This window comes from Streptomyces sp. NPDC000229 (assembly GCF_040300825.1).
Lineage (GTDB): Bacteria > Actinomycetota > Actinomycetes > Streptomycetales > Streptomycetaceae > Streptomyces.
Map to the genome: position 1 here is coordinate 1 of NZ_JBEPEL010000103.1, position 23,184 is coordinate 23,184.

Genomic DNA, 23,184 nt, shown 5'->3' on the forward strand with positions numbered 1-23,184 from the left:
CCGGGTCGTCGTACCGTCCCGCACCTCCAGCACGTCCCACGCCCGGCACTCGCTCGGCGCCACCGGGCTGAGCAACGCACCGGTCACCCCGTGCGGCAGCGCCACGTCATGGGGCGGCGCCGTCCCGGTGGCGCCGCCCCACGGCACCGTCCCGGTGGCGCCGCCGGGCGCGGACGCGGCGGGCTCGGCCGCCGGAAGGCCCAGCGTCTGGAACTCGCTGGCGCCCCGCACGTTCCAGGCGAGCGCGGCGGTCCGCCCGTCCTCGGCGAACGCCAGCAGTTCGAGGTCGCTGCCCTCCCGCTCGGCCAGCACCGACAGACCCGTCCGCCGCCCCTCGCCGTCCAGCCCGGCGGCCAGCAGGGCCGCGAACTCCCGCTCGTGGTCGCTGCGCAGCCACACGGTGCGCCCGTCGGGCGAGAACCGGCCGATCCACGGGTCACCGTCGGCCACCCGCAGCACCGAGCCCGTACCCAGGCCGGCGGTGCGCACCACCACGGCCTCCCGCCGTCCGCGCGGCCCCCGGCGCACCAGCGCGAGCCGCCCGTCGTCGCTGACGTCGCACACCCGCAGCGTCGCGGCGCCGCTCTCGGCGGCCACCAGCACCGGCGAGGCCACCCCGTCGGGGTCGACCAGATAGGCGCTGAGCCGGTCCCGTACGGCCCCGTCCGGTGCCGCCTCGTCCGCTCCCGGCCCGGCGTGGCCCCGGTGCGCGCCGCCCAGCAGGGTGGCGTGGCCGTCCCGTTCGGCCCAGTCGGCGGGCAGCTCCCCGAAGGCGTCCGGCTCCTCCGCCCCGGCGTCGTCGGGCGCGGACGGGCCCAGGGCGGGCGGGGGCTCGGCGACGGTGACCGCCACGGCCGAGCCGTCGCGCGCCCAGCACCCCAGGTACGCCGAGCTGCCGGAGTCCGCACCCGCCAGGATCCGCCGCCCGGTGCCGTCCGGTCGGACGCACAGCACCCGGGTGTGCTCGCCGCCACCCGGCGCGACCGTGTACGCGATCCAGCGTCCGTCGGGCGACCACGCCACCTCCGTCACCGGGTCCGGGTCGGAGTCGAGCAGGTGGATGCCCCCTCCGTCGGCGGCGGCCGTCCCGGCCGACGGGCCGGTCCACAGCTGGGGCACCCCCGTCCGGTCGCAGATGAACGCCACGCGCTCGCCGGTGGGGTCGGCCGACGGGTACCAGCAGCCGTGCGAGATCAGCGGCTGGGGGGTGTCCCGTGGGCCGGCCGCGTCGGCGAGCGGCACCGGCACGGGTGCCGCCGAGGTGGCACGGGTCAGCTGATCCTGTGCGTCTGCAGCCATATCTCCAGCAACGCTACGTGCCACAGGGCGTTCGCCCCGCGCTTCGTACGGTGGTCGTCGGGGGCGGCGAGCAGCTCGGCGATGTACTCCTCCTGGAAGAGGCCGCGTGCCTTCGCCTCGGGCGAGTACAGCGCCTCACGGACCCGTTCGAGGACGGGGCCCGCCATGTGGCGGATCGCCGGCACCGGGAAGTAGCCCTTGGGCCGGTCGACGACCTCGCGGGGCAGCATGGCCCGCCCGGCGTCCTTGAGCACGCCCTTGCCGCCCTGTGCCAGCTTCAGCTCCGGCGGGCAGGCCGCGGCCAGCTCCACCAGCTCGTGGTCCAGGAACGGTGTGCGCGCCTCCAGCCCCCAGTCCATGGTCATGTTGTCGACCCGCTTGACCGGGTCGTCCACCAGCATCACGTGCGTGTCCAGCCGCAGGGCCGCGTCGAGGGCGGTCTCGGCGCCGGGCGCGGCCATGTGCTCGCGCACGAACCGGCCGGAGACGTCGTGGTCGGTGAGCAGGTGCGGCTGGAGGATGCGGGCCATGTCGGAGTGCGGCCGGTCGAAGTACACCTCCGCGTACCTCTCGGGCTCGCGCTCCCGCTCGACGGCGGCCATCTCGGGGTACCAGCGGTAGCCGGCGAACACCTCGTCGGCGCCCTGGCCGCTCTGGACGACGCTGACCTCCTTGGAGACCAGCTCGGACAGCAGGTGGAAGGCGACCACGTCGTGGCTGATCATCGGCTCGCTCATCGCCGCGATCGCCCCGTCGAGAGCGGTGGAGACCCGGTCGGACGGCACCATCAGCTGGTGGTGGTCGGTGTCGTAGCGCCGCGCGATCAGGTCCGAGTAGGTGAACTCGTCGCCCTCCTCGCCGCCCTCCGACTCGAACCCCACGCTGAACGTGGCCAGGTCCTTCTGGCCCTCCTCGGCCAGCAGGCCCACGATCAGCGACGAGTCGAGACCGCCCGACAGCAGCACGCCCACCGGCACGTCGGCGACCATCCGGCGGCGCACCGCCGTCCGCAGCGCGTCCAGCACGGCGTCCCGCCAGTCACCGGCGTCCATGCCTGCGAACTCGGGGCGGCGCGTGTACGACGGCTGCCAGTAGCAGCGGTCCCGGTACGAGCCGTCCGGCTCCACCACCCGTACCGTCGCGGGCGGCAGCTTGCGCACCCCGGCGAGCACCGTGCGCGGCGCCGCCACTGTGGCGTGCCAGCTCAGGTACTGGTGCAGCGCGACCGGGTCGAGCGACGTGTCGACTCCGCCGCCCGCGAGCAGGGCGGGCAGCGTGGAGGCGAACCGCAGCCGGCCGGGTGCCTGGGCCAGGTACAGGGGCTTGATGCCCAGTCGGTCCCTGGCCAGCACCACCCGGCCGGTGTCGTTCTCGACGATCACGAACACGAACATGCCGATGAAGTGATCGACGCAGTCCGTGCCCCACTGTCTGTAGGCCTTCAGGATCACCTCGGTGTCCGAGGTGGAGAAGAACCGGTGCCCCAGGGCGCGCAGCTCGGCGCGCACCTCCTGGTAGTTGTATATGCACCCGTTGAACACCCCGGTGAGCTGCGCCTCGGTGTCCGTCATCGGCTGGGCGCCGCGCTCCGACAGATCGATGATCTTCAGGCGGCGGTGGCCCAGTGCCACGGGCCCCTGCGACCAGATGCCCCGGCCGTCCGGCCCCCGGGCCGCCAGCCGGTCCGTCATGCGTTCCACCGCGGCCACATCGGGTCGCCGGTCGTCGAAGCGGATCTCACCGCTCAGCCCGCACATACGGCACCCCCCGGCACACCCGCGACCTCAGCGTCCTCCTCAACCCCATGTGAATCAATCACCACAACTCCTCGAAGACGGGGAGCGGGCCTCTACCTGCCGCTGGTTCCGGCTGTGCAGTGCAGCCCGCTCCGTACCGCCGGGTGCCCCGTTGATCGCGGAGCATTCCTGACCGGGGACCCCACCCGCGGCGACGCCAGGGCCCTCGGCACGCCCGGTCGGGGGACCGCGGCTCCTCCGCCCCGGCCGTACGCGGCTCGTCCGCCCACCGGACCGCCGGCCCCGCGGACACCCGCCGCGAGGAACCGCGCGCCCAGGAGCAGCCGTCCCGGCACGCCGCCGCCCAGGACCCGGCGCGGGGCGCCCGCCGTCGCACCCGCGCACCCGCCGGCAGTGCGGCGGTGCCCGCGCCGACCGCCCAGGCGGGGTCGGCGCGAGCCCCATCCCCGTGGGGGCTGATCCACCCGCGCCCCACCGCTGGGCCGAGGACCGACGCACAGCGGTGCGGGGCGAGCGCTCCACCGCCCGCCCCGCACCGTCACCGCCTCATCCGCGGTTCTTCTCCTTGCTGCCGCGCTGGGCCTGCTCCTCCTCGTTCGTGAGGCGCTCACCCTCCGCCTGGGACGGAGTGGAGCGGGCCACGTCGGGGTGTTCGTCGACACCCGGCTCCCGCTCACCCTCCGCCTGGGAGGGGGTCGGGTAGTCCCACGCATCACTCATGGCTACGCCTCCGGAGACTCGTTCCGGGCCCGCGATGCCGGGCCGGGGGACGGGTACCCCGGCGCCCCCGGGGCTACCGGCTCCGGCAGCTTCAGGAACAGGGCCATGACGGCGCTCGCCAGGTACAGCATCGCGAAGATCCACATCACGCCCTGGACCCCCAGCGGCCCGAGGAAGAGGCCCACGAGAGCCGGCCCGAGGAAGGTGCTGGCGCCGGCGCCCAGGTTCAGGGCCGACATCGCCTGGCCCTTGTGGGCCGGGTCCAGCGACGGCATGAGCGCCGACAGGGGTACGTAACCGGCGAGCGTCGCGCCGAAGAGGCTCACCAGCACCATCGCCAGGGCGTAGTTGTCACCGGCCGACACCGTGCCGTAGTACAGCAGCAGCGTGGTCACCGCGCAGCCGACCCCGCCGAACCAGGCGACGGTGCGCTGCCAGCCGATGCGGTCGCCGACGACGCCGAAGATCAGGTTGAAGAAGATGTTCGTGGCGAACATCGCGGACAGCAGCTGGAGCCACTCGCTGAGGGTGAAACCGAGCGTGTCCGTGAAGAAGACCGGCAGGAACACCAGGAACCCGAACTGCGGTGCCGTGTTGATGGCCCGCACGACCGCTCCCGTACCGATCCTCGGGTTGCGCCAGATGATCGCGAGCGAGCCGATCAGGGTGGCGACCGGGCGCTCCCCCGCGGGGGCGAGCCGGCTTCGGCCGGTGGGCTCGCGCACCAGCAGCAGGGCGATCGCGCCACCCGCCACGACCAGCCCGAGCGACAGCCACAGCGTGCTGTACGCGCCGATCCGCGGCACCGCGAAGCTGGCGACCAGCGACCCCAGCGTGGGCAGGCCGCCCGTGAAGGCGAACCAGAACCAGCCCACCGCGGAACCCAGCCGGCGCTTCGGCGTCACCGCCGTGACCCAGATGAGGAAGCCGTAGGCGAAGAGCGGATAGCCGAACCCGCGGAGCCCGTAGCTGAGGAGCAGCAGCCAGAAGTCGACCGCGGGCACGGCGAAGACCAGGAAGACCACCTGGAACACGCCCCAGATGCCCAGGCCGAGCATCATGACCCGGCGCGGCCCCCACAGGTCGGACAGGGCGCCGGAGAACCAGGCGGCGATGCTCGCGGTGACGCCGTACACGCTGAACAGCACCGCCACCCGCTCCTTGGACATGCCCTCGTCCAGGAGGTACGGCGCCAGGTAACCGGACTCGACCCCGTCTCCGATCATGAAGACGAGGACGCCCAGAAATCCCCAGGCGAGTGCTCGGGGAATTCCGATCCTGTCCAGCCAATGCCTCGCGGGTGCGTCTTCGGCGGAAGACGACGGGTCCAGAACGACGGCCACGAGAACCACCTTTTTCGAAAAGTCGGGGAAAGCGCGGGAAAGCGCGGGGAGCGCGCCGGGCGGGCGCCGGGGGAGAGCGCCGAGCGGTGCCCTGAGGCGTCATGATGAAACGGCCGTGTGAGAAAGGGCGTCAATGAGTGGGAGGAAAACCCCGCGACGTGTCCGGCTGGTGGCGTGAAATCGATGGAGCAGCGGTCCGCCCGGCAGCCAGACGGTCGGCATCGCCTCAGGTCACAGGCCTGATCGGCGCAGGGTGCCCGGTCGGACGTCAGGTGAAGACGGTGTTACCTTCACGCGGTCTTTGTGATCTCCGCAGCCGTCAGCGCGATGTGTCGACCGTCCGTACGTCCACGCCCATGTCCCGCAGCCGCCGTACCTGGGCGGCCGGCGCCGCGTCGTCGACCAGGACCAGGTCGAAGTCGGTCAGCGGCGCCAGGGCGTACAGCCCCTGGTTGGCGAACTTGGTGTGGTCGATGAGCAGCACCCGGCGCGAGGCGGAGCCCATCATCGCCCGCTTGACCTGCACCGTCTCGGGCGACATGTGGTAGCAGCGGTCCCCGGTCACCGCCGTCGTCGACATGAACAGCACATCGGCCCGGAACGACTCCACGCTCTGCGCCGTGTGCAGCCCCATGAAGGCGTCGTACGCCGGGAAGTACGTGCCGCCCAGCGCGATCAGTGACACCCCGGGCTCCCTGGACAGCGCGGTGACGGCCGGCAGCGAGTTGGTGATCACGGTGAGCGGCGTGTGATCGGCCATCTGGCGGGCCAGGCTCAGGCACGTGGTCGAGTCGTCCAGCATCACGATCTGCCCGGGGGCGAGCAGCTCCGCGGCGGCCCTGGCCAGCCGGTGCTTGGTCTGCGCCATCGTCGTCATGCGCTCGCTCACGCTGCCGTGGAACTGCGTCGACGGCAGACAGCTCGCCCCGCCCCGCACCTTCCGCAGCCAGCCCTGCGCCTGCAGCGCGTCCAGATCGCGGTGGACGGTCATCACACTCACGCCGAACTCGTCGGCCAGGTCGTTCGTCCGCACGAACCCCTTGGCCGTCACCAGCTCGCGCAGGCTGCGCCGCCGCTCCTCCTGGGCGTCCATTCGGGTCATGACGTCCGGCTCCTTGCCACACCGTGCGAATCTCACGTGAAGTTAACACGGCGGCACGGTGCCGCCGCCCGGCGGAGCGGCCAGGGGCCCCGACCTCACATGGCGGCCACAGCCGGGCACGGGATAATCGCACGGCCGATTGACGCTCCGCCCGGCCGCACGTTTACCTGGCGTCCGCGAGTGAAGGGGCAGGTATTCCAGTCATGTCGGTTCTCACCATCGACGTCGGCACGTCCGTCATCAAATCGGTCGTCTTCGACGACCAGGGTCAGGAAATAGCGCTGTCCCGCATCGGTACCGAGGTGTCCCGGCCCGGCCCCGGCTGGGCGGAGCAGGACATGGACGCCGTGTGGAACGGCGTGGTCTTCACGGTGCGCAGTGCCCTCTCCCAGCTCGGCTCCGGCCACGACCCGGTCTGGCTGGTGAGCTTCACCGCCCAGGGCGACGGCTGCTGGCTCGTCGACGACGAGGGCCGTCCCACCGGGCCCGCCATCCTCTGGTCCGACGGCCGTGCCGGTGACCTGCTCACCCGATGGGCCGCCGACGGCGTCCTGGAGGAGGCCTACCGCCGCAACGGCTCCCTCACATGCAGCGGCATGCCGAACGCGGTGATCAGCTGGCTCGCCGCCCACGACCCCGGACGCCTGGAGCGCTCCCGTACGGCGCTGACGGCGGCCGGGTGGCTGTTCCTGAAGCTCACCGGGGTGTGCGCCATCGACGAGTCCGACGCGTCCGCCCCGTTCCTCGACCACACCACCGGCGCCTACGACCCGGCGATCATCGACCTGTTCGGGCTCGGCCCGCACGCCCATCTCCTGCCGAAGGTCCTCGGCGAGAACGAGCGCATCGCCGAGATCACCCACCGCACCGCGGGCGAACTGGGCCTCCCGGCCGGTCTGCCCGTCGTCATGGCCCCCTACGACATCGCCGCCACGGCCCGCGGCACCGGCGTCGTCGACCCCGGCCAGGCTTGCGCCATCCTCGGCACCACCCTGTGCACCGAGATCGTCACCCGCCAGGTGGACACCTCGGGCGAGCCGTGCGGCATCAACATCGCCTACGGCGGCCGGGAACGCATCCTGCGCGCCTTCCCCACCCTCTCCGGCACCGAGGTCCTCGACTGGGCCTCCCGCCTCCTCGCCGTCGACGGCCCCGCCGCCCTCGGCGAACTGGCGTTCGGCACCGAACCCACGCCCGGCGGACCGGCGTTCCTGCCGTACCTCTCCCCGGCCGGAGAACGCGCCCCCTTCCTCGACCCGCGCGCCCGCGGCACCTTCTGGGGCATGACCCTGGACCACACACCCGCCGACCTCGCCCGTGCCGTCTTCGAGGGCCTGTCGCTCGTCGTCCGCGACTGCCTCCGGGCGTCCGGAACCGACGTCCACGAACTGCGCCTGTGCGGCGGCGGCTCCGCCAGCGACCAGTGGTGCCGCCTCATCGCCGACGTCACCGGCGTCCCCACGGCCCGCAGCGCGGACACCGAACTCGGCGCCAAGGGCGCGTTCCTGACCGGGCTCGTCCTCAGCGGCGCCGAGCCCAGCATGAGCGCCGCCGCCGCCACGTACGTCCGGATGCGCTCCGGCTGGGAGCCCGACCCCGGACGCAGCGCCTTCTACGACGCCCGCTACGAGTCGTTCCTGACCTGGCGCGGCGCCGCCCGCTCCCTGGGCTGGTCACCCGCCGCCACCGACGTACGGAAAGCACCCCATGTCTGACGCCCTGACAGCAGACGCCGTCCACCTGGGCCTGGACCTCGGCACGCAGAGCGCCCGGGCGGTCGCCGTGGACGGCACCGGCCGGCTGCTCGCCGCCGCGTCCCGCCCGCTCACCGGCCACCGCGACGGCGTACGCCACGAACAGGACCCCGAACAGTGGTGGTCCGCCCTCGCCGGCGCCTGCCGCGAGGCCCTCACCGGCATCGACCCGGCGCGCGTCCGCGGCCTGGCCGTCGACGCCACGTCCGGCACCGTCCTCCTCGCCGACGAGCGCGGCAGACCCCTGACACCCGGCCTCATGTACGACGACGGGCGCGCCCGCGCCTACACCACCCGGGTCAACAAGGCCGGAGAGGACGTCTGGCAGGAGCTCGGCTACCGCACCATGCAGCCCTCGTGGGCGCTGCCCAAGCTGCTGTGGCTGCTGGACAACACCGACTTCCCCGACGCCCGGCTGCTCCACCAGGCCGACCTGATCACCTGGCGGCTGGCCGGGCACCAGGTCGCGGCCGACGCCAGCCACGCCCTCAAGACCGGCTACGACCTGATGCGGGAGCGCTGGCCGGACGACGAACTGGCCCGGCTCGGCGTCCCCGCCGGGCTGCTGCCGGACGTCGTCCGGCCCGGCACCGTCCTCGGCACGGTGTGCGCGGAGGCCGCCACGACGACCGGGATCCCCGCCGGCACACCGGTCGTCGCCGGCATGACCGACGGCTGCGCGGCGCAGATCGGCGCCGGAGCGCTCACCCCCGGCGCGTGGAACTCGGTCCTCGGCACCACCCTGGTCTTCAAGGGCGCGAGCCCCCACCTCGTACGCGACCCCGGGGGAGTGGTCTACTGCCACCGCGGCCCCGGCGGCACCTGGCTGCCCGGCGGCGCGTCCAGCAGCGGCGCCGGAGCCGTCGCCCGGCGCTTCCCCGGCGCGGACCTGGAGGCCCTCACCGCCCGTGCCGCGGCCACCGGCTCCACCGCCGTCGCCTATCCCCTGACGGGCGCGGGCGGCGAACGCTTCCCCTTCCGCGCCCCCGACGCCACCCCGTTCGTCCTCGGCGACGTGACCGGTGATGCCGAGGAGTTCCACGCCCTGCTGCTCGGCGTGGCCTGCGTCGAACGGCTCTGCTTCGACTACCTCGACCACATCGGCGCCCCCGTCGACGGCCCGCTCACCCTCACCGGCGGCGGCGCCCGCAACGCCTACTGGTCGCAGCTGCGCGCCGACGTCCTCGGTCGTACGGCCACCCTTCCCGAACACGCCGAGAGCGCCACCGGCATGGCGGTCCTCGCCGCGACCGCGTCGGGCACCACCCTGGAGGAGGCGGCGGCCGCCATGGTGCGCGTCGCTGAGGAACTGACCCCCGACCACTCCCGAACCGCCCGGCTGACCCCCGTGTACCTCGACTTCGTCGGCGAACTGACCCGACGCGGCTGGCTGGACGCGGCCGTGGCGGCGCACGCCCGCAGAAAGGCCGAGCAGTGACCGACTTCATCCTCGTACGGCACGGTGAGACCGCGTGGCACGCGGAGAACCGCTACGCCGGCCGCACCGACGTGCCGCTCACCGAGCTCGGCCACAAACAGGCCGCCACGCTCGGAGCCTGGGCCGCCGGACAGCGACTGGACGCCGTCCTCTGCTCACCGCTGTCCCGGGCCCGCCTCACCGCCGAACCCGCCGCGACCGCGCTCGGTCTGCCCCCCCGGGTCGACGAGCGGCTGTACGAAGTGGACTTCGGGCGCGGCGACGGGCTGACGCGCGGGGAGATGGCCGAGGAGTTCCCCGACGAGCTGGCCGCCTTCCTGACCGACCCGGTGGCCCACCACCTGCCCGGCGGCGAGGACCCCGTGGCGGCGGCCGACCGGGCCATCGCCTGCCTGGAGGAGGTCGCGCGGGAACTCCCCGACGGCCGTGTCCTCGTCGTCGCCCACTCCACCCTCGTACGCCTGGTGCTGTGCGAACTCCTCGGCATTCCGCTCGCCCGCTACCGGCAGGTCTTCCCCGCCCTGGAGAACGGCGCCCTGACCGAACTGCGGCTGCTGCCCGGCCGGCAGGCGTCCCTGCTGCGGCTCAACGCACCCGCGACCACCCACTGACTCGTCTGGAGCACCACCGTGACCACCACCGTCCTCGCCGCCGGCGACCACTTCGTCCTGCCGCGCCTCCTGGAGCGGGAACTGCGCGCCGCCGCACCCGGCGGCACCGGCCTCGACGTACGGGAGATCCAACTGCCCTGGCCGCACACCCCGTTCGGCGCGGTCGCCGAGGTCGACGAGGCCTCCGGCACGGAGGACGAGCTGATCGAGGCGCTGCGCGGCGTACGGATCTGCCTCACCCAGATGGCCCCGCTCACCGAGCGGATCCTCAAGGCCTGCCCCGACCTGGAGCTGTTCTGCGTCAGCCGGGGCGGCCCGGTCAACGCCAATCTGGAGGCCGCCACCCGCCACGGCGTCGCCGTCTGCTTCGCCCCGGGCCGCAATGCCGTCGCCACCGCCGAGCACACCCTGGCACTGATCCTCGCCGCCGCCCGCGGGATCGGCGACGTCCACACCGACCTCAAGCACGCGGTCTGGCGCGGCGACTACTACGACTACGACAACTGCGGCATCGAGATCGAGGGCTCGGTCGTCGGCCTGGTCGGCTTCGGCGCGATCGGCTCACGGGTGGCGCGCGTCCTGGCCGCCATGGGCGCCCAGGTGCTGGTGCACGACCCGTACGTGAAGCCCGAGGCGGTGGAGGGCGTGGCCGAACTCGTCGAGCTGGACGAACTGCTGAGCCGCTCACGGATCGTGTCCCTGCACGCCCGCGTGACGGAGGAGACCAGGGGGATGATCGGGGCCGACCGGATCGCGGCGATGCCGCCCGGCTCGGTGCTCGTCAACTGCGCGCGAGGGGCGCTCGTCGACTACGAGGCCGTGTGCGAGGCCCTGGACTCGGGGCACCTCGCGGGCGCCGGTTTCGACGTGTTCCCCGCCGAGCCGGTCCCGGCCGGGGCCCGGTTGCTGTCCACGCCGGGTGTGGTCCTGACCCCGCACATCGCGGGCGCCAGCCGGGAAGTGGCGCACAAGGCGGCCCGGATCGTGGCGGGCGAGGCGGCCCGCTTCCTGCGGGGCGAGCCGCTCGCCCACTGCGCGAACCCGGAGGTCCTCGGCCGTCAGCGCCCCGGGCGGGGCTGAGACAGATACCGCTGCCCGACCGCCTTGAGCCGGTCGGGCAGCACCTTGACGGCCGCGCCCAGGGCCTTCGACCGCACCGACCCGGCGACCACTCTGCCCCGGCCGCGCATCAGGGCTTCGAAGGCGTCCCCGGCGACCTCGGCCGGGTCGTCCTTCACCATGCGCCCCAGGCGGGTGCCGGCCATGCCTGCACGGCGGAAGAAGGCCGTCTGCGTCGCGCCCGGCATCAGCGAGGTCACCGTCACCCCGGTGCCCCTCAGCTCCTCCCGCAGCGCCTGGGCGAAGGACTGGAGGAACGACTTGGAGGCGCTGTACACGGACTGGAAGGTGCCCGGCGCCATCGACGCCACCGAGGAGGTGATCAGGAGCCGGCCGTCGCCCTCCGCGACCATGCCGGGCAGCAGCCGGTGCGCGAGGTGGACCGTCGAGCTGATGTTGAGGTCGATGATCCGGGCATGGTCGGCGAGGCCGACGTCGGTGAACGCCCCGCCCTTGCCCACCCCCGCGTTCAGCGCGGCGGCCGCGACCGGGCGGCGCTTGGTGAGCACCGCCGCGTACAGCTGCTCGACTCCGTCGTACGTGGCCAGGTCGGCCCGTACGGCGGTGACGTCCGCGCCGAGGCCGCGCAGTTCGTCGGCGACGGCCGCCAGACCCGCGTCCTCGGCACAGACCACCAGGTCGAACCCGTGCCGGGCGAACTCCCCGGCCAGGGCGAGACCGATCCCGCTGGAGGCGCCGGTCACCACCGCCAGCGGCCGTACGGCGTTCATGCCCCGCGGGTACCACGCAATGGCGCCGTTTCACCGGATTGATCATGGGGTACCCGCTCCGCCGTGTTTACGCCTCGGAGGTGACCCATGACTGAGCCGGAGCTCGGGCGAGCGTCGAACGGGACCGTGACGACCCAGATCCCGGCGCGACTGGACAGACTGCCGTGGTCGCGCTGGCACTGGATGATCGTCATCGGGCTGGGCACCGTCTGGATCCTCGACGGCCTCGAGGTCACCATCGTCGGCAGCATGGCCGGGCGGCTCTCCGAGGAGGGCAGCGGGCTCGCCATCAGCAGCGCGCAGGTCACCGGCGTCGCCGCCGCGCTGTACGTCGCCGGGGCGTGCTCGGGGGCACTGTTCTTCGGCTGGCTCACGGACCGCTTCGGCCGCAAGAAGCTCTTCCTGATCACTCTGGCGGTCTACCTCGCCGCGACCGCGCTGACGGCGCTCTCCTTCTCGCCCTGGTGGTTCTTCGTCTTTCGCTTCCTAACCGGATTCGGCATCGGGGGAGAGTACGCGGCCATCAACTCCGCCATCGACGAGCTGATCCCCAGCAAGTACCGCGGCCGGGTGGACCTGATCATCAACGGCAGCTTCTGGCTCGGCGCCATGGGCGGTGCCCTGCTGTCCGTCCTCGCCCTGGACACCGACATCCTCCCCAAGGACCTCGGCTGGCGGATCTCCTTCGGCCTCGGCGTCGTCCTCGGCCTGGTCATCCTGCTGGTCCGCCGCCATGTGCCCGAAAGCCCCCGCTGGATGTTCATTCACGGGCGCGAGGAGGGCGCCGAGCAGCTGGTCGCGGACGTCGAGCGGCAGGTCGAGGCGGAGACCGGCCGCCCGCTGCCCGAGCCGGCCGGGGCGATCACCATCAAGCAGCGGCACAGCGTCGGCTTCGTACAGATCGCCCGTACGCTCTGCCGGGCCTACCCGCGGCGGGCGGTGCTGGGCCTGGCGCTCTTCATCGGGCAGGCGTTCCTCTACAACGCCATCACCTTCGGCTTCGGGTCGATCCTGGTGACGTTCTTCGACGTCGGCACCGGCTCGACCGGGTACTTCTTCGCGGTCATCGCGTTCGGCAACTTCATGGGGCCGCTGCTGCTCGGCCGCCTGTTCGACACCTGGGGGCGTCGCCCGATGATCGCCGGTACCTACCTGCTGTCCGGCGCGCTGCTCTTCGTGACGGCCTGGATGTTCTCCAACGGCTGGCTGACGGCCACGACCATGACCATCAGCTGGTGCGTGGTCCTGTTCTTCGCCTCGGCGGGCGCCAGCTCGGCGTACCTCACGGTGAGCGAGATCTTCCCCATGGAGACCCGTGCGATGGCGATCGCGTTCTTCTACGCCGTGGGCACGGCCGCCGGCGGTATCTCCGGCCCGCTGATCTTCGCCGGTCTCACCGAGAGCGGTGTCGTCGCGGAAACGGTCCTCGCCTTCTGCATCGGCGCCACACTGATGGTGCTGGGTGGTCTGGTGGCGCTCTTCTTCGCCGTCGCCGCGGAACAGAAGTCGCTGGAGGACATCGCGACCCCGCTGTCCGCGCAGGCGGCCGAGGCCATGACGGCGGCCGGTCCGGCCACCGCCACCGTGCGCACGACGCCGTGACCCGCGGGGCCGATTGGATCGAACACCGTTCGGTGGTTTATCGTTCATCGAGTCGGTTGTGAAGACGCCTTCACGACCGCCACACACTGCCCCGGCTGGTTCCCCCGTCCAGCCGGGGCTTCTCGCGTTCCCGCTCCGCTTCCGTTCCCGCCCGGCTTCAGTTCCCGCAGGCCGGGCACTCGTCCCCTCGACGGACCGACAGCCGACGAACGAGGAACGGTGGAGCGATGACCGAGTACGAGCGTTCCCGCACCATGCCGGCGCTGCCCGAGCACGTCTTCGACCAGGCCGCCAACATCGACCAGCTCGACAACTGGATGCCCGAGGCCCTCCACGTGCACCCCGGCGAGCTGCCCGCCGTCACCGTGCACGAGGACCGCACCGACGAAGACACCTCCGCGCTGCTGCGGGCCCGGAAGGACCAGATGCGCCTCGAATGGGGCACGCGGGAGCAGGGCAGCTATGCCGGGTGGCTCCAGGTCGCCGGCATCGGCAGCGGCGCCAGCGAGGTGACCGTGCACCTGTCGTTCTTCGACGAGAGCCACGACCCGGGCGAGACTCCGGTGAACGACGCCCTCGACCACAGCCTTCAGCGCCTGGAGGACCAGGTCCGCATGCGCGTCGACAACGCCGCCGGCTGACGGTCGCGCATGCCCCCGAACAAGCGGTACGCGGTCGCCGCCTCCGGACAGTGGACGGACGAGGAGGAGGGCCGCCGCCGGCTGCCCGCCGGGGAGGTGCACGCATGGGAGCCCGGCATGAACCAGACCGTCTGCGGCCTCTCCCTCAGCCGGTCACAACTCGCCCGCTTCCCCCACGTCGTCTGGCAGGACGTCCTGCCCGAGTCCGGCGGCGCCGCCGACCGCGTCCAGCGCGTCTGCCCGCGCTGTGCCTCCGTCGCGGGCCGCCGCGGCGCCGACGCCCGGCCACGCTGGCAGCGCGTCCGCCCCCGGCCCTGACCGGCCCGGGATCGGCTCCGTTTTTGTCCTGGTTCGCGGGGCACCGGGGTGCCATGGACCATTCACAGGCACCCGTGCTCGACGCGCTCGCCGCGTACCACTCCGAGAACCAGACGCCCTTCACCCCGCCCGGCCACAAACAGGGCCGCGGCGCCGACCCCCGCGTGCGCGCCGTACTCGGAGACGCCGTCTTCCGCTCGGACGTCCTTGCCACCAGCGGGCTGGACGACCGGACCTCATCCCACGGCGTCCTCGCCAAGGCCCAGGAACTGATGGCCGACGCCGTCGGCGCGGAGCACACCTTCTTCTCGACCTGCGGCAGCTCCCTGTCGGTCAAGGCCGCCATGCTGTCGGTCGCCGGACCGCACGAGAAGCTGCTGGTCGGACGGGACGCCCACAAGTCGGTGGTGTCCGGCCTCGTCCTCGCCGGGATCGTCCCCGTCTGGGTGGACCCCCAATGGGACGCCGAACGCCACCTCGCCCACCCGCCGTCCGCCGAGGCGTTCCGCGCCGCCTTCGCCGAACACCCCGACGCCCGGGGCGCCCTGGTGACGACCCCGACGCCGTACGGCACCTGCTCGGACCTGCCCGCCATCGCCGAAACCTGCCACGAGCACGGCGTACCGCTGATCGTCGACGAGGCGTGGGGCGCCCACCTGCCGTTCCACCCGGACCTGCCCACCTGGGCCATGGACGCCGGTGCCGACGTCTGCGTCACCTCCGTCCACAAGATGGGATCCGGCCTCGAACAGGGCTCGGTCTTCCACCTCCAGGGCGATCTGATCGAACCGGAGGTCCTCAAGAACCGCGAGGACCTGCTGGGCACCACGAGCCCCTCCGTACTCCTGTACGCCGCCCTCGACGGCTGGCGCCGCCAGATGGTCCAGCACGGCCACGCCCTCTACGACGACGCGCTCGCCCTGGCCAAGACGGTGCGGGCGCAGATCGCCGAGATCGACGGCCTGCACGTCCACGGGCGCGACGACTTCTGCGGGCCGGGCCGCGCGGCCGACCTCGACCCGCTCCAGGTCATCGTCGACATCACCGGCCTTCGCACGACCGGCTACCGGATCGCCGACTGGATCCGCGAGCACCACCGCATCAACCTGCACCTGTCCGACCACCGTCGCACCAGCGCCCAGCTCACCCACGCCGACGACGAACGCAGCGCCCACGCCCTGCTCACCGCGCTGCGCGACGTCGCCGACCACGCCGGTGAACTGCGCCCCGCCCCACAGGTGGAGGTGCCCGACCCGGCCGACCTCCGCCTGGAGCAGGTCATGCTGCCGCGCGACGCGTTCTTCGGACGGGTCGAGCAGGTCCCGTGGGAGAAGGCCGTCGGCCGCGTCACCGCCGAGATGCTCACCCCGTACCCGCCCGGCATCCCCGCCGCGCTGCCCGGCGAGAGGCTCAACTCGGCGGTCCTGCACTACCTCCGCAGCGGAGTCGAGGCGGGCATGGTCGTCCCGGACGCCGCCGACACGGAGGTCAAGACGGTACGGGTGAGCGTGGAGGACTGACCCGCCCCCGGGCCCCGGGGGCGGGCCTTGTCACAGCCCCGCTGCGGCCTTGTCCCGGAGGCACGCCCACGCCCGCTCGGACACCTCCGCACGCAGCAGGACATCGGCCGCCGTGCAGGCCAGCGCCTCCGCCGCCGCCAGCATGACCTGGCGCCCGCGCGGCCCCGCCGCCGCCTCGGCGAACTCGGGCGTGTGGTCCGACGCCTCCGGCCCCATGATCGCGACGAACGGGTGGATCGCCGGCACCCTCGTGCTCACATTGCCGATGTCGGACGACCCCAGGTACACGCCGGGCACGGGCTCCGAAAGGCCGATGCCCGCCCGGTCCAGGTGGTGGGCGAACAGCCCCGACAACACGTCGTTGTCCCGGAAGTGCTCGTACCGCCCGCCCACACCGGTCACCTCCACCCGCGTACGCGTGGCCAGCGCCACGCCCTGGGCGCACGAGCGCAACTCCTCCACCAGCTCCTCCAGCGCGGCCGTCGTCGCGCCGCGCAGCCCGAACAGGCCCTCGGCGTACTCCGGGACGATGTTGGTGGCCCGGCCGCCGTCCGTGACGATGCCCTGGACGTGCGACCCGGCCGGCAGCCGGCGGTCCAGCACGCCCAGGGTGTTGAACAACTGGATCAGCGCGCCGAGCGCGTCGATGCCCTCCGTGGGGTTGCCGGTCGGGTGCGCGGCCCGCCCGTGGAACGCCACCCGGATCTGCGCGCTGGCCGTCAGCGGGGCCCACGCCCAGCTGTACACGCCTGGGTGGAACATCAGCGCCGCGTCGACCCCGTCGAACAGGCCCGCCTCCACCTCCACGACCTTCCCGCCCCCGCGCTCCTCCGCCGGCGTACCGACCGCCAGCAGCGACCCCGCCGGCTCGCCGAGGGCGCCCCGCACCGCGAGCGCCGCGCCCAGCCCGGCCGCGGCGATCAGGTTGTGGCCGCACGCGTGCCCCAGCAGCGGCAGCGCGTCGTACTCCAGCAGCAGTGCCACGCACGGCCCGTCACCGCTTCCGGTCCGACCGGTGAACGCGGTCGGCAGTCCCGCCACCCCGCGCTCCACCTCGAATCCCTCCCGTTCGAGCTCGCCGGCCAGCAGCCGCGCCGCCTCCCGCTCCTCGAACGCCGTCTCCGGCGCGCGGTGCAGCGCGAGGCTCACGTCCCAGAGCCGCTCGGCGCGCGCGGCGACCTCCTCCCTGATCCGGTCGTACACGGGCTCCGGGCTCTGCGACACGTGGGCCTCCTTCGTCGGTCGACGGACACTGGCACGTGTTCCACGCCCCCGACGCCCGATGCGTACGGAAGAGGTACGGGGCCCCACGCGACCCGATGCGTACGGGAACGTACGGGTGCTCCGGTTGCCACGTCGCCCGGTACGTACGGGAACGTACAGAGGGCTCAGGTCTCGACGGCCGGCCGCCGCTCGGAGCCGCCCTCGCCGCGCAGCCGGCGACGCAGCGCCGCGAGCCGGGGGTAGCGCTCGCTGAGCTCCGCCGAGCGGCGGTCCAGCTCCTGCATGAGGCGCTCGCTGCGCTTGTCGAGGTCCAGCTCGTCGAGGATCCGGTCGATCTCGGCGAGCAGCGCGCCGTGGAGCTGCCACTGCCGGGGGTGTTCCTGTACGTCTTCCAGCAGCATGTCGGCGACCCGGTCGCGGGTGGCCCGGCTCGCGGCCAGCGCGGTGGTCAGCCGCTCCTCGGCCTCCTCGGCGTTGGCGGCCACCTGGGTGGTGATCAGGCGGGCGAAGCTCTCGATGGCGTCGGCCATGTGCCCGAACAGCTCCTTGAGCCCGGCCGACACGTCCTCGGGGAACAGCGACTCCTCCGTACGGAACTTCGCCAGATCGGTCAGGCTCCGGGTCAGCACCCGGAGCACCACCGCGCAGATCTCCAGGGTGTCCAGCCCCGTCCGCAGCACCACCCGGGACAGCAGCCCCTCCCGTACGCGCGGGTTCATCCGCAGGCTCTCCTCCGCCTGTCGCAGCGACGCGTCGACCTCCACGATGTCGTGGTCCAGCCGCCGCGCCTCGTGCAGCCGGGCGGCCGCGTGCGGGAACGGGATGTGGCCCTCGGCGATCTCCGCGCCCATGGTGCGGAACATCCGGCCCATCCCGCGCGCCAGCCCGTCGATGGACGTCCCGGCCGACTGCGTCCACACCGGGGGTGCGAACAGCAGGTTGAACAGCAGGCCCACCCCGGCACCGATCAGCGTCTCCAGCACCCGGTGCCAGGCCGCCGACGTGGCCTGGGAGACACCCAGGACCAGCATCGCGCTGATCGCCACCTCGGGGACGAACTCGTCCACCCGCACGAAGCGGCCGATGATCAGCGAGGTGAAGATCGTCAGACCGAGGCTCCACCAGGTCAGCCCCACCAGGGCGGTGAAGCCGATGGCGATCAGGACACCGACGACGACCGAGTTCACGCGGCGGATGCCGGTGGTGAGCGTCGCGTAGAGGGTGACCTGGACGACCAGCAGAGCGGTCAGCGGGGCCGTCAGGGGAGCGGGTTGCGCGGGCAGGACCATCAGGGCGACGACGAAGGAGATGACGGCGGCGGCCGTCGAGCGCAGCGTCTGCGCCGCGACGGGTTCGGTGGTCCGCCGCACCAGTTTGATCACAGGTGCTGATACGTCCGGCATCCCATTCACGTGCCCGATCATGAGCCACTCACCACACTGCAGTCACAGGAACCCCTCGGACGCCGTTTTGCCTCACCCGTCACGTGGTACCGCCAAAGTCCCGATTCCCCTTGCCGAGGAGGCACGATGAACCCGCCCGTGAACCGGGGCACCCCCGTCGCCGTCGTCACCGGCTCCGACTCCGGCATCGGCCGCGCCACCGCCGTACGGCTCGCCGCACAGGGCATGGACGTCGGCATCACGTGGCACACCGACGAGGACGGCGCCCGGCGCACCGCCGAGGAGGTACGTGGCCACGGACGCCGCGCCGCCGTCGCCCACCTGGACCTGACACGGCTGCCGGAGGCCGCTGGCGTCGTCGACGAGCTGGCCGGCGAACTCGGCCGCCTCGACGTCCTGGTCAACAACGCCGGCACCGGCACCGCCACGCCCTTCCTGGACCTGACCTACGACACCGTGCGGGATGTGCTCGACGTCGACCTGATCGGGCCCTTCCTCTGCTCCCAGGTCGCCGCACGCCGCATGATCGAGCAGGGTGAGGGCGGGCGGATCGTCAACGTGACGTCCGTGCACGAGCACCAGCCGCGCGTCGGGGCGGCGCCCTACTGCGCGGCCAAGGGCGGACTGGGGCTGCTCACCCAGGTCATGGCGCTGGAGCTGGCCGAGTACGGCATCACCGTCAACGCCGTCGCGCCCGGCGAGATCGCCACGCCCATGACGGGCCAGGAAGACGAGGACGTGCGCAAGCAGTCCCGGCCGGGTGTGCCGCTGGGGCGGCCGGGCGACGCCCGTGAGGTCGCGTCGGTCATCGCGTTCCTGGCGGGCGAGGACGCCTCCTACGTCACCGGCGCCTCATGGGTCGTGGACGGCGGGATGCTGCGGATGGGCCCGCAGGCCGGCTCCCACCTGGAGAGCGACGCCTGGCGCCGACCGTGAGCACATGACAGGGCCCCCGCCCGGGTGGGCGGGGGCCCTGCCAGGCGTACCGCGTCAGCGGGTCACGACGTGCCGCTCGTTGGGGACGCAGTGCGTCATCGTCAGTCCCTCGACGTCCCGGGGCGGGTTCTCCCCGAGGTTGGCCAGCCGCTTGCGGTCCTCCTCGGTGAGGTCCTGGCTCGCCAGGGGTTCGAGGTGGGCCACGTCCTGCGGGCCGATGCCGAGGCCCTCGCCGACGCGGAGGCCCAGGTCGTTCTCGACCAGCAGGAAGTGCCAGACCATCCGCTCCTGCACCGGCCGGTCGCACTGCTTGAGCAGATTGACGAAGTTGTGCACCAGGTCGTCGCGCTCCCACTGCTCCATCAGCAGATAGCGCTGCCCGGCCTGCATGTAGTCGTTGGTCCGCGGGATCCGCTTGCGGGTGAGCCTGCCCCGGATCTCCGGGCCCTGCTCGTCGTGCGTGGGGTAATGGCCCTCGCGCAGCCCGCCCCGGATCGACGGCTCGTAGTTGACGTCCGGGTTCTCGCCGTGGCCGTCCTGGTGGTACGTCATGAACCCGTCGCGCTGGTTGGTCCGCACGTCCGCGTTCTTGGCCTGGTTGACCGGCAGCTGGAGGTAGTTCGGGCCGACCCGGTAGCGCTGGGTGTCGCTGTACGAGAAGGTCCGGCCGACCAGCATCTTGTCGTCCGAGAAGTCCAGGCCGTCCACCAGCACACCCGTGCCGAAGGAGATCTGCTCGTTCTCGGCGAAGAAGTTCTCCGGCATCCGGTTGAGCACCATCTTGCCGACCGGCTTCGGCGGGAAGTCCTGTTCCGGCCAGGTCTTGGTGTCGTCCAGCGGGTCGAAGTCCAGCTCCGGGTGGTCGTGGTCCTCCATCATCTGGACCAGGAGCTCCCACTCCGGGCAGTCGCCGCGCCCGACCGCCTCGTACAGGTCCTTGGTGGCGTGGCCCAGGCCCTGGGCCTGCACATTGGCCGCGTCCTCCTCGGTCATGCTGCGCACGCCCTGCTTGGGCATCCAGTGGTACTTGACCAGGACCGTGTTGCCCTCGGCGTTCACCCACTTGTAGGTGTTGACGCCGAAGCCCTGCATATGGCGGTAGTCGGCCGGGATGCCGCGCGGGCTGAACAGGTTGACCAGCATGTGCATCGACTCCGGCGTCTGCGACATGAAGTCGAAGATCCGGCGCGGCTGCTGCTCGAAGGTGATCGGGTCCGGTTTGAGGGAGTGGATCACGTCGGGGAACTTGATCGCGTCCCGGATGAAGAACACGCCCAGGTTGTTCCCGACGAGGTCCCAGTTGCCGTCCTCGGTGTAGAACTTCACCGCGAAGCCGCGCGGGTCGCGTGCCGCCTCGGAGGAGTCTCGGCCGCCGATCACTGTGGAGAACCGCACGGCCAGGTCGGTGCGCTTGCCGCGCTCCTGGAAGAGCTTGGCGCGGGTGTAGCGGCTGATCGGTTCGTCACCCCACGCGCCGTACGCCTCGAAGTAGCCGTAGGCCGTCACCCCGCGGGCGTGGACGACCCGCTCGGGGATGCGCTCCCGGTCGAAGTGGCTGATCTTCTCCAGGAACTGGTAGTTCTCCAGCGTCGCCGGGCCTCGGGCCCCGACCGTGCGCTGGTTCTGATTGTCGTAGACAGGGTGGCCCTGCCGGTTGGTGAGTACCTTCCGGTCGTCGCCGGGGGCGGGACCCTGGCTCGAAACGTCCGTCACGATCCTCGGCTCCTCTGCTGTTTTGTCCGTCTGCGCCCTGCTGCGCCCTATGTGTCGCAGTATGCTCCGTTACCCGCCCGGCGGGAGCCTCTAACCGCCGATACCCGCCTTGTGAGCCGCCGCCCCGGCCCCCGCCTTCACCCCGCCGTCGCCCACCGCGGCACGCCCGGCGTGCACCGGCAGGTGGTAGACGGCGAAGGCCCGGCCGATCACCGGCTGGGCGACATTGCGCACCCGTACGCCATCACTGGTCATGCCGTGCTCGGTGCCGTGGTGCGCATGACCGTGCACGGCGAGGTCGGCGCCGCCCTCGTCGACCGCCTCCGCCAGCAGGTAGCTGCCCAGGAACGGAAAGATCTCCAGCGGCTCGCCCGCCAGCGTGTCCGGCACCGGCGCGTAGTGCGTCAGCGCGATCCGCACGGCGCAGTCCGCATCGCGCAGCATCGTCAGGGACTTCCGCAGCCCGTCCGCGCAGCGCCGGGTGTAGCGGATGAAGTCCTTCATCTCCGGCTCACCGAACTCACCGCCGCTGCGCCCGGCGAATCCGCCGCCGAACCCCTTCGTCCCGGCGACGCCCACGCGCACGCCGCCGATGTTCAGCACCGTGCCCTCGCCCTCCAGGACGGTCACCCCCGCCCGGTCGAGCGCCGCGGTCACCTCCGCCTCCTGGTCGCTCTGGTAGTCGTGGTTGCCCAGGACGGCGACCACGGGCACCCCCAGCCCGGCCACCTCCCCGGCCACCACCTCGCCCTCCTCGGCCGTGCCGTGCCGGGTCAGGTCACCGGCGAGCAGCAGCAGGTCCGCCTGCTCGTGGAGCTTCTCGAAGGCCGGCCGCAAGGTGCCCGCGCTGCCCGGGCCCAGATGGATGTCACCGACCGCTGCGACTCGGATCACGACAGCTCCTCGGGGTGGTCGGGGGCGTCCGCGCAGACGACGACCAGGTCCTCGCGCAGTGGGAGCCCGGCCAGTTCCTCCTGGGCGATGCGCAGGATCTCGGCCCGGCAGTCCGCGCTGGCGACGGTGCCGTACAGGATGACGCTCGTACCGCGCTGCTCGATCCTGATGCCGAGTTCGGCGATGTCCTCGCTCGCCAGCCGGTCCCGCAGATGGGCGATGCGGTACTCGGCGGTGTCGGCGGCGCTCATGGCGTTGCCTCCCGTGGTTCCCGTGGTTCGATGACGTTCAGACGCTCCAGCAGGTACAGGAACGCCTCGGGCATCGGAGAGCCTTCGTTCTCCCGGCGCAGCAGGTCCCAGTCGATCTTCTCCCGCAGCGTGCGGGCGATCGGCAGGACGGCGCCGAAGTCGCAGTGGTGCTCCGAGAAGGCGGCCAGCAGGCTGCCCACCAGATCGGTCGGCGCCAGCACCGGCATCCGCACCGAATCGACCGGCAGCGTGTGGGCCCGGTCCAGCAGCTCGCGCGTCACCGGATGCCGCGCCAGTTCGAAGATCAGGTCGATCTCCTCGCCATGGCTCCGCGCCTTGATCAGCCAGTCCTCCGGCGGCACGCGCACCTGGATACCGGCAGCCTCCAGATCCTGCGCGATCGCCTCCGCGTCCTCGCGCAGGATGGCGAAGTCGGTGTCGTGCTGGAGGCTCTGCGGCACCCCGTGCGCGTACGCCGCCACACTGCCCGCCAGGGCGAAGGGGTGGCCCGCGCTCTTCAGCAGCGCCGCGACCTGCTTGGTCGCCTCCAGGATGGCCTGCGTACGGTCCGGAGGATGGCTGCCGCCGGGGCCGCCCGGGACGCCGACGGCTGCGCCCAGGGGCGCGGCGCCGGGCTCGCCCTCCACAGCTCTGCCACCGGCCAGCCGCAGCCCGGCCGGCCCGGTCGCGCCGGTCGGCCCGGTAGCGACGGCGGGCGACAGGACGGTGCCGCTGGATGATCGTGCCGGTCGCCAGCCCGCCGCCCGCGCACATCGTGACGAGCGCGAACTCCTTGTCGGCGCGTTCC

The 23,184-nt window shown here is 72.4% G+C and carries 21 protein-coding genes; 9 read left to right on the forward strand and 12 right to left on the reverse strand.

All coding sequences use genetic code 11. From position 1 onward, the window contains the following. From ABT360_RS31710 to ABT360_RS31730, 5 genes are all read right to left on the reverse strand, one after another. Positions 1-1,299 (reverse strand): TolB family protein (locus ABT360_RS31710; protein ID WP_444852358.1); only part of this gene is annotated, 1,299 nt, incomplete at its 3' end. Beyond that, a complete protein-coding gene (locus ABT360_RS31715) occupies positions 1,272-3,056 on the reverse strand; it encodes an N-acetylglutaminylglutamine amidotransferase (RefSeq protein WP_351824227.1) in 1,785 nt (594 codons plus the stop codon). The genes ABT360_RS31715 and ABT360_RS31710, both read right to left, overlap by 28 nt. Positions 3,057-3,602: 546 nt before the next feature. After that, on the reverse strand, positions 3,603-3,776 hold the full coding sequence (locus tag ABT360_RS31720) for a hypothetical protein (RefSeq protein ID WP_351824230.1): 174 nt from the start codon (positions 3,774-3,776) through the stop codon (positions 3,603-3,605). 2 nt (positions 3,777-3,778) lie between these two features. Beyond that, positions 3,779-5,128: an MFS transporter gene (locus ABT360_RS31725; RefSeq protein ID WP_351824233.1), complete on the reverse strand. Its 1,350-nt coding sequence runs from the start codon at positions 5,126-5,128 to the stop codon at positions 3,779-3,781. Between the two features lie 310 nt (positions 5,129-5,438). Continuing rightward, on the reverse strand, positions 5,439-6,221 hold the full coding sequence (locus ABT360_RS31730) for a DeoR/GlpR family DNA-binding transcription regulator (RefSeq protein ID WP_351824236.1): 783 nt from the start codon (positions 6,219-6,221) through the stop codon (positions 5,439-5,441). Between the two features lie 203 nt (positions 6,222-6,424). On the opposite strand from ABT360_RS31730, the gene ABT360_RS31735 reads away from it, so the two are divergent. Genes ABT360_RS31735 through ABT360_RS31750 form a run of 4 tightly spaced genes read left to right on the forward strand, consistent with a single transcriptional unit; the run spans position 6,425 to position 11,104 of the window. Then, the gene (locus tag ABT360_RS31735; protein WP_351824240.1) at positions 6,425-7,936 is read left to right on the forward strand and encodes an FGGY-family carbohydrate kinase; all 1,512 of its coding nucleotides are present in this window, start codon (positions 6,425-6,427) and stop codon (positions 7,934-7,936) included. Then, a complete protein-coding gene (locus ABT360_RS31740; protein WP_351824243.1) occupies positions 7,929-9,413 on the forward strand; it encodes an FGGY-family carbohydrate kinase in 1,485 nt (494 codons plus the stop codon). The genes ABT360_RS31735 and ABT360_RS31740 overlap by 8 nt, the downstream gene beginning before the upstream one ends. Further along, entirely contained in the window at positions 9,410-10,024 is a 615-nt protein-coding gene (locus ABT360_RS31745; RefSeq protein WP_351824246.1) for a histidine phosphatase family protein, read from the forward strand. The genes ABT360_RS31740 and ABT360_RS31745 overlap by 4 nt, the downstream gene beginning before the upstream one ends. A gap of 18 nt (positions 10,025-10,042) precedes the next feature. Further along, positions 10,043-11,104, forward strand: a complete 1,062-nt coding sequence (locus ABT360_RS31750; protein ID WP_351824249.1) for a 2-hydroxyacid dehydrogenase — start codon at positions 10,043-10,045, stop codon at positions 11,102-11,104. Here the strand turns inward: ABT360_RS31750 and ABT360_RS31755 are convergent. Then, positions 11,083-11,874: an SDR family NAD(P)-dependent oxidoreductase gene (locus ABT360_RS31755; RefSeq protein ID WP_351824252.1), complete on the reverse strand. Its 792-nt coding sequence runs from the start codon at positions 11,872-11,874 to the stop codon at positions 11,083-11,085. The two genes, ABT360_RS31750 and ABT360_RS31755, sit on opposite strands and share 22 nt — an antisense overlap. Positions 11,875-11,961: 87 nt before the next feature. Between ABT360_RS31755 and ABT360_RS31760 the strand changes: the two genes are divergently transcribed. The 4 genes from ABT360_RS31760 (at position 11,962) to ABT360_RS31775 (ending at position 15,955) form a co-directional block, all read left to right on the forward strand. Further along, entirely contained in the window at positions 11,962-13,476 is a 1,515-nt protein-coding gene (locus ABT360_RS31760; RefSeq protein WP_351824255.1) for an MFS transporter, read from the forward strand. 227 nt (positions 13,477-13,703) lie between these two features. Then, positions 13,704-14,117, forward strand: a complete 414-nt coding sequence (locus ABT360_RS31765) for an SRPBCC family protein (protein WP_351824258.1) — start codon at positions 13,704-13,706, stop codon at positions 14,115-14,117. A 9-nt stretch (positions 14,118-14,126) separates the two neighbouring features. Then, positions 14,127-14,435 (forward strand): hypothetical protein, encoded by a 309-nt coding sequence (locus ABT360_RS31770; RefSeq protein WP_351824261.1) that lies wholly within the window; start codon positions 14,127-14,129, stop codon positions 14,433-14,435. A gap of 53 nt (positions 14,436-14,488) precedes the next feature. Next, entirely contained in the window at positions 14,489-15,955 is a 1,467-nt protein-coding gene (locus tag ABT360_RS31775; protein WP_351824264.1) for an aminotransferase class I/II-fold pyridoxal phosphate-dependent enzyme, read from the forward strand. Positions 15,956-15,985: 30 nt separating this feature from the next. Here the strand turns inward: ABT360_RS31775 and ABT360_RS31780 are convergent, their stop codons facing one another. Then, positions 15,986-17,179, reverse strand: a complete 1,194-nt coding sequence (locus tag ABT360_RS31780) for an amidohydrolase (protein ID WP_351824267.1) — start codon at positions 17,177-17,179, stop codon at positions 15,986-15,988. A gap of 164 nt (positions 17,180-17,343) precedes the next feature. Continuing rightward, entirely contained in the window at positions 17,344-18,582 is a 1,239-nt protein-coding gene (locus tag ABT360_RS31785; protein ID WP_351824281.1) for an FUSC family protein, read from the reverse strand. A gap of 126 nt (positions 18,583-18,708) precedes the next feature. Between ABT360_RS31785 and ABT360_RS31790 the strand changes: the two genes are divergently transcribed. After that, positions 18,709-19,518 (forward strand): SDR family oxidoreductase, encoded by an 810-nt coding sequence (locus ABT360_RS31790; protein WP_351824269.1) that lies wholly within the window; start codon positions 18,709-18,711, stop codon positions 19,516-19,518. Positions 19,519-19,572: 54 nt separating this feature from the next. On the opposite strand, the gene ABT360_RS31795 is transcribed toward ABT360_RS31790, so the two are convergent. The 4 genes from ABT360_RS31795 to ABT360_RS31810 all read right to left on the reverse strand — a co-directional run bounded on the left by ABT360_RS31795 (position 19,573) and on the right by ABT360_RS31810 (position 23,047). Continuing rightward, positions 19,573-21,231 carry a catalase gene (locus tag ABT360_RS31795; RefSeq protein WP_351824272.1) on the reverse strand — a complete coding sequence of 553 codons (1,659 nt, stop codon included), beginning with the start codon at positions 21,229-21,231 and terminating at the stop codon, positions 19,573-19,575. 90 nt (positions 21,232-21,321) lie between these two features. Next, positions 21,322-22,125 (reverse strand): metallophosphoesterase family protein, encoded by an 804-nt coding sequence (locus ABT360_RS31800; protein ID WP_351824275.1) that lies wholly within the window; start codon positions 22,123-22,125, stop codon positions 21,322-21,324. Further along, positions 22,122-22,376: a hypothetical protein gene (locus tag ABT360_RS31805; RefSeq protein WP_351824278.1), complete on the reverse strand. Its 255-nt coding sequence runs from the start codon at positions 22,374-22,376 to the stop codon at positions 22,122-22,124. Before ABT360_RS31805 ends, ABT360_RS31800 begins: the two co-directional genes overlap by 4 nt. Next, positions 22,373-23,047, reverse strand: coding sequence for a nucleotidyltransferase family protein (locus ABT360_RS31810; protein ID WP_444852359.1), 675 nt, complete (start codon positions 23,045-23,047; stop codon positions 22,373-22,375). Before ABT360_RS31810 ends, ABT360_RS31805 begins: the two co-directional genes overlap by 4 nt. Positions 23,048-23,184: the final 137 nt, after the last annotated feature.

Bases quoted from the DNA above. Each gene is read 5' to 3' on its own strand.
- ABT360_RS31715 (WP_351824227.1), bottom strand. From the start codon at position 3,056: ATGTGCGGGCTGAGCGGTGAGATCCGCTTCGACGACCGGCGACCCGAT.
- ABT360_RS31720 (WP_351824230.1), bottom strand. From the start codon at position 3,776: ATGAGTGATGCGTGGGACTACCCGACCCCCTCCCAGGCGGAGGGTGAG.
- ABT360_RS31730 (WP_351824236.1), bottom strand. From the start codon at position 6,221: ATGACCCGAATGGACGCCCAGGAGGAGCGGCGGCGCAGCCTGCGCGAG.
- ABT360_RS31735 (WP_351824240.1), top strand. From the start codon at position 6,425: ATGTCGGTTCTCACCATCGACGTCGGCACGTCCGTCATCAAATCGGTC.
- ABT360_RS31740 (WP_351824243.1), top strand. From the start codon at position 7,929: ATGTCTGACGCCCTGACAGCAGACGCCGTCCACCTGGGCCTGGACCTC.
- ABT360_RS31755 (WP_351824252.1), bottom strand. From the start codon at position 11,874: ATGAACGCCGTACGGCCGCTGGCGGTGGTGACCGGCGCCTCCAGCGGG.
- ABT360_RS31760 (WP_351824255.1), top strand. From the start codon at position 11,962: ATGACTGAGCCGGAGCTCGGGCGAGCGTCGAACGGGACCGTGACGACC.
- ABT360_RS31765 (WP_351824258.1), top strand. From the start codon at position 13,704: ATGACCGAGTACGAGCGTTCCCGCACCATGCCGGCGCTGCCCGAGCAC.
- ABT360_RS31770 (WP_351824261.1), top strand. From the start codon at position 14,127: ATGCCCCCGAACAAGCGGTACGCGGTCGCCGCCTCCGGACAGTGGACG.
- ABT360_RS31775 (WP_351824264.1), top strand. From the start codon at position 14,489: ATGGACCATTCACAGGCACCCGTGCTCGACGCGCTCGCCGCGTACCAC.
- ABT360_RS31785 (WP_351824281.1), bottom strand. From the start codon at position 18,582: ATGCCGGACGTATCAGCACCTGTGATCAAACTGGTGCGGCGGACCACC.
- ABT360_RS31790 (WP_351824269.1), top strand. From the start codon at position 18,709: ATGAACCCGCCCGTGAACCGGGGCACCCCCGTCGCCGTCGTCACCGGC.
- ABT360_RS31805 (WP_351824278.1), bottom strand. From the start codon at position 22,376: ATGAGCGCCGCCGACACCGCCGAGTACCGCATCGCCCATCTGCGGGAC.